Here is a 2,990-nt window from a genome sequence, read left to right as displayed (position 1 = left end):
GGGCCGGGCGGCGGGTACCCGTAGCCGGCCGCCGGCGGCGCGGGGGGGGGGGGGGGGGCGGCGCCGCCCATGCGATGGCCGCAGACCTCGCACCAGTCGTCGGAGCCCGACTGGTGTCCGTTGGGGCAGGTCGGCATGGCTGCGCTTCCCCCTCTCCTGATCCGGCCTCGCGGCCGCCACTCGGTGGTGCGTACGGTGTGTGCCGCCGTGGTCGCCACGGCGCTCGCGGCACGTCCCGCGAGCTGTCCCGCGGTGCTTCCCGCGGGCTACTTCTTGACCCTGACGGTCTTGGTGGAGCGCGTTTCGAGGGTCATCTCGTCCGCTTCCGCCACCTTCGCCTTCAGTCGCACAGTACCCGCCGCGGCATCGACCACGTCCACCACCTTCGAAAGCAATTTCGCCGTATCGGCGTTTCCGGACGACTCGGCCAGCTGCACGGCCCGGCCCAGTTTGGCCGTCGCGCCGTCGAGATCGCCCGATTTGCGCGCGTCGAGGCCCTGTTGGATGGCCTGCGCCAGTTCGGCCTGCCCCGTGTAGTGCGCGACCTGCGCGTTGATGGACGTCGAGGCTTCCATGTCGTCCGTCCACACCGCCCTGACCAGGCCCTGCGAGAGCACCTCGGGCGGCCCGCCGTCCGGCGCGGGAAGGACGAGCGAGACACGGGCGGCCAGCATCTCCCGGCCGACCGCGGCCTCGGGAACCTCTACACAGACGTGGTAATCGCGAGATTCGTCACCCCACGACCCGGTCGGGTAGTCGCCGGAGCGCGGACCCGCCGGCGTACGCCGGTCGGTCAGCGCCTCCACCGTCGGCGCCACCTGCTTGACGAAGCGGATCTCGGCCCCGGCCGGCGTCCACAGCCGCAGCGTCACGTCCGCGACCTCCTTGCCCATCGCGGTCTCCATCATCCGCGTGAAGTCACCGGCCAGGCCGCCCGGATCGGCCACGATGTCGGCCGTGCCGAGCAGCGCGGAGGCGATACCCGTGACCTCCCTCACCTCCCAGTCCGTGCCGACGCCCCGGGCGTCGCAGGTGAAGCGCCCGGCGCAGGCGTCGAGCGCGGCCCGCAGCTCCTCGGGCGACTCGTGCTCGTTGCGGCCGTCGGTGAGCAGGACGCCGTGCCGGATCGGCACGTCCGCCGTCGCGAGGAGCCGGTCCGCGAGCCGCAGCCAGGTGCCGACGGCGGTGCCGCCGCCCGCGCCGAGGCCGCGCAGCGCGTGCTTGGCGCGCGAGCGGGTCTCCGGGCCTGCGACGGCCAGCCCTCCGTCGGCCGGGTAGATCTCCCTGGCGGCGTGGTTGCCCGCGACGACCGCGAAGCGGACGCCGTCGCGCAGCGTGTCGACGGCGGCGGCAGTCGCCTCGCGCGCGTTGGTCATCTTGGCCGGCGGGTAGTCCATGGAGCCCGAGCAGTCCACCATGATCACCACGGCCGCGCCGGAGCCGCGGTCCGCGAGGCCGCCGCCGGTGCCGCCGCCGGTGGACGTCACCGTCACGATCGCGTTGACCTCGCGGGCGCCTTCGGCCAGGTACTCGTTCTGGTACACGTCGACTCTGAACTGCGGCACGTTCGACTTGGAGAAGTTCGCCATGGGTCGGCTCCTCGACACTCCACCGGATGGGGCGGAAACGGTTCGAAACGATTCGGACGGAAGGGGCGCGGTGGGGGAGGCGCGCGGATCGTGGCGCGTGGCCGGGGCACCACCGCTCGCGGGGACTTCGCGCGGTGGCGGTGCGGTGAGGCGGCGGTGCGGTGGTACGGGGCCGGTCCGGTGGCCGGGCCTGTCATCGGCCCTGATGTGCGGCGGCGGACACCGGAGGGTCAGGAATCGGAAAGCTGATCGGGCGTCGTCGGGGCGGAATCGGAGGGCTGAACGGGTGTCGGAGCGGAACCGGAAGGCGGGCAGGGCACAGCGGTCGAAGGGGCGGTCAGGGTGCGGTGTACGCCAATCCTGCCCCGGCGGCCGAGGGGGCGAACGGCAGGACGGCCACTGTTACGTTGTCGTGGCCCCCGCCGTCGAGCGCGAGTCCCACGAGGACCTGCGCCGCGTGCAGCGGCCGGGCCGACGCGTCCCGGGGCACGGCCTCGGCCATCTCGTCCGCGCCTTCCGCGTAGTTCCACAGCCCGTCCGTGCAGATGAGGAGGACGCCGGGCCGGTCCGGCTTGAACGAGGCGGTGTGCGGCTGAAGTTCGTACGCGTCGGCGCCGAGCCAGCCCGTGATCGCGTGCGCCCGCTCGTCCGCGTACGCCTCCGCCTCGTTCATCAGCCCGGCGGCGACCATCTGCGCGGCCCACGAGTCGTCCTCGGTCAGGCGTACGGACGGCGTCGCGCGGTCGTCGGGTACCCAGTACGCGCGGCTGTCGCCGATCCAGCCCACGACGAGCAGGCCGCCCGTGACGACGGCGCCGACGAACGTGCAGGCCGGCGCGTTCTGCCGGCGCTGCGACTCCCGCTCCCCTGCGCTGCCCGCCGTGTCCACCAGTGCGTTGACCGCCTCGGCCGCGGTCACGATCGCCTCGTGCATGGCCTGCTGCGGGTGGGTCCCGGCCGGGAGCGCCGCGCGCAGTGAGGCGCCCGCCGCGGCCGACGCCGCGGCCGACGCCTCGTCGGGCCGGGACGCGGACGACACGCCGTCGCACACCACGGCGATCACGGCGGGGGTGCCGTCGCCCGTCGCGGCCGTCGACACGGCGAAGGCGTCCTCGTTGCGGTGGTGGCGCAGGCCCCGGTCGCTGACGGCCGCGCCCGCGCCGAGGTCCCGTTCGAGGTGGTCGCGCTCGCGGGGCTGGGCGTGCCCGCAGTTCTCGCAGTACCCGTCGGCGTCGACCCGGCCGGCCCGGCACGCCACGCACAGCGTCTCGGCGTTCGACGGGGGGTCGGCGGGGGCTGCCGCGTCGGCGAGGTCGGTGACGCGCAGGTCGACGGCGGCGGCGGAGACCCGCCCCCCGGCGGCCGGCCCGTCGGGCTCGCCGGCGCGGAGCATCGGCTCCG

The 2,990-nt window shown here is 74.6% G+C and carries 2 protein-coding genes and 1 pseudogene; all 3 read right to left on the bottom strand.

Features of this window, described 5'->3' with window-relative positions; all coding sequences use genetic code 11:
* Positions 1-137, bottom strand: a pseudogene (locus LCE31_RS38465) (FHA domain-containing protein); the annotation flags it as partial.
* A 129-nt stretch (positions 138-266) separates the two neighbouring features.
* The gene (locus LCE31_RS38460) at positions 267-1,589 is read right to left on the bottom strand and encodes a vWA domain-containing protein (protein ID WP_225022838.1); all 1,323 of its coding nucleotides are present in this window, start codon (positions 1,587-1,589) and stop codon (positions 267-269) included.
* A 337-nt stretch (positions 1,590-1,926) separates the two neighbouring features.
* Positions 1,927-2,990: PP2C family protein-serine/threonine phosphatase (locus tag LCE31_RS38455; RefSeq protein ID WP_225022836.1), on the bottom strand; the 1,064-nt coding region annotated here is incomplete at its 5' end.

It is taken from the genome of Streptomyces sp. 8L (assembly GCF_020176795.1).
GTDB lineage: Bacteria > Actinomycetota > Actinomycetes > Streptomycetales > Streptomycetaceae > Streptomyces.
Note: the sequence above shows the minus strand (reverse complement) of the source record. Positions and strands in the feature narration are given on the sequence as shown.

What these genes read in the sequence shown, in the direction of transcription:
- LCE31_RS38460 (WP_225022838.1), bottom strand. Translation starts at nt 1,589, where the DNA reads ATGGCGAACTTCTCCAAGTCGAACGTGCCGCAGTTCAGAGTCGACGTG.